The following is a 2,198-nucleotide window of genomic DNA, read 5'->3' on the forward strand; positions in this document are numbered from 1 at the left end:
GGTCTGTGCATTGGCGAAAACGCTAAAGGAGTTAGGCTCCGATGCTGTTAATAGTGGAAATTTTCTCGAAGGCGTATGCCCTGTGGCTTCCACTTGCAGAAAAAGGTGATCCTGAGGTGCAGGAGGCAATAGCTTTACTACTAGCGAACAAAGTCGTTGTTGGAATTCAGTTTTCGGCTGATGAGCGAGAGGCGGCTACTCGATACTGGATTCTTAGGGCCGTAAAGGGTGGGCAGAAAAGTGCCATTCTATGGCTGTCAGACGCGCCACTTAACGGTTGGCATGGATTCAAGAAAAGTGAAAAAGGCGCCGAATGCTGGAAATTGGTCGCAGTTGGGCAAGCCGTTAATGCTGATTGCGAAAAGTTCGTCGTTGAGTCGTCAGCATCTCACTAAGAGTCGTCGTTTACAGGTCGTAAAATAAGCAACTCGAAGCGGTGTCGGCATTGGCGACGTCACCGTCAAGACCCGCTTGGTTATATGTTTAGTTTCGTGCAGTCATCTGCCTCATTGTGGCTGGCTTTTTGTGGAAAGACTAACTTGGCGACTTGATTGCCAGGTTCAGCGGTCCCGGCATGTAATCGCATCAGGAGTCGGTTGCCTTGGCTCTACATTTGATCATTTTCCCGGCCCCGCTCCCTTGGCAGCGGAAGCCGGCCATTTCCACCCTATCAAGCCGGCAGATCAAACAACAGCAGTTCAACCCCCTCCGCCCGGTCAAACACAACCCGCTCCTCACCCCCAATCTTGAGCGCATCCCCATCCTTCAACGGCACGCCATTGACGGAAACATCCCCGCGAATCACGTGCACATAGGCCAGCCGCTCCCGATCCAGCACATGTTCGACGCGATCGCCTTCGTCGAGAATAGCCGCATACACCGACGCATCCTGATGAATCGTCACCGTCTGCTGCCGCCCATCCCGCGACGCGATCAGCCGCAGCTTGCCCTTTTTGCTTTCGGCGGAAAAATGCTTTTCCTCATAGCCGGGCGGAATGCCTTTGGTATCCGGCTCGATCCAGATCTGCAGGAAGTGCACGGGTGCCGTCTTCGAGCCGTTGAATCTGTGAATCTGTCGTCGGCGAACGGATGCAGCCAGGCTTACATCGTCGACATCAATGGGGACGGTCTCCCGGATATTCTGGTGATCGGGAATAGCTGCTCGGGCGGAACAGATACCGCCTACATCAATAAAGGCGATGGATCGTTCACGCCGAATCCGGTGTCGGGTGTGACCCTGAAAAGGTCGCAGCAGCAGATGATCAGGGATTCGAGTGGCTCACCCTTGGGTTTGTCCTATGGTTTGAATTACAATTTTCTGGACGTCAATGGCGACGGCAAGGTTGACGTCGTCGTGACCGAAGCTGCCGGGCCGTTATACGCGGGCGGTCCCACGCAATCTTGTTCGGTGAGTAACTGCACATCGATTTATTACGGCGACGGCACCGGTAAATTCACCAATGCTTCCTACACCGGCAATGGCATGTTTTCACAGACCGATCCACTCGATCCGGCTGTTGGMGATGYGGACGGCGACGGCGTCGACGACCTTAGTGTTTTCGTCCGGGCCGGCAGCGATGGCGTGTCATCCACCGCGATATCGGTGGCCCGTTCGCGTGGGGATGGCACATTCGAAAGCCTCGGTACCCCATACGTAATGCCTCCGTCGACGAGCATCCCCGCCGGAACGTATCTGACGGGGTTCGTCAGCTCCGCCGGGTCATGCCGGTCGGGCGGCTTTATCGATTACAACGGCGGCGGCAAACGAGGCTGCTTGTCGGGCAGCGACACCCAGGGCGCCAATACGYTGAGTGGGCTGACCAATTTCAATATCAATGGGGCCAATGACATATTGGGCTCGAAAGACGGCACCATTGGCGTGGACATCTTCGATGCCAACGGCGATGGACGTCAGGACATTTTGAAATGGCACAGCGATGCGACCAAGAACGCCCTGTACTTGAGCAATGGCGACGGCACCTTCAGTCTGTCGAGCACGTTCAATCTGGGCGGTGCGACGCCCATCCAGTTGCGAAACGCGAATTTCGGCTATGTCCTCGGTGATTTTACCGGCCATGGCGCCGTTGAGATATTGAGGCTCGCCAGTGCGCCTTCGGCTGGCACTGCCACCAGCAACCTCTTGTTGACCAAGAGCGATGCAACGCCGCCGGACCTGATGAATTCAGTCACGTCGGGTA

3 protein-coding genes are annotated in these 2,198 nt (G+C 55.7%); 2 read left to right on the forward strand and 1 reads right to left on the reverse strand.

The features are described 5' to 3' along the window. Window positions 1-41: 41 nt before the first annotated feature. Window positions 42-395, forward strand: coding sequence for an SEL1-like repeat protein (locus AC1DYX_RS30540; RefSeq protein ID WP_477265885.1), 354 nt, complete (start codon window positions 42-44; stop codon window positions 393-395). A gap of 275 nt (window positions 396-670) precedes the next feature. Here the strand turns inward: AC1DYX_RS30540 and AC1DYX_RS30545 are convergent, their stop codons facing one another. After that, a complete protein-coding gene (locus AC1DYX_RS30545) occupies window positions 671-1,039 on the reverse strand; it encodes a pirin family protein (RefSeq protein ID WP_477265887.1) in 369 nt (122 codons plus the stop codon). A 27-nt stretch (window positions 1,040-1,066) separates the two neighbouring features. Between AC1DYX_RS30545 and AC1DYX_RS30550 the strand changes: the two genes are divergently transcribed. Next, on the forward strand, window positions 1,067-2,198 hold a 1,132-nt coding region (locus tag AC1DYX_RS30550; protein WP_477265889.1), incomplete at its 3' end, for an FG-GAP repeat domain-containing protein.

It is taken from the genome of Massilia sp. P2_C2 (genome assembly GCF_056404615.1).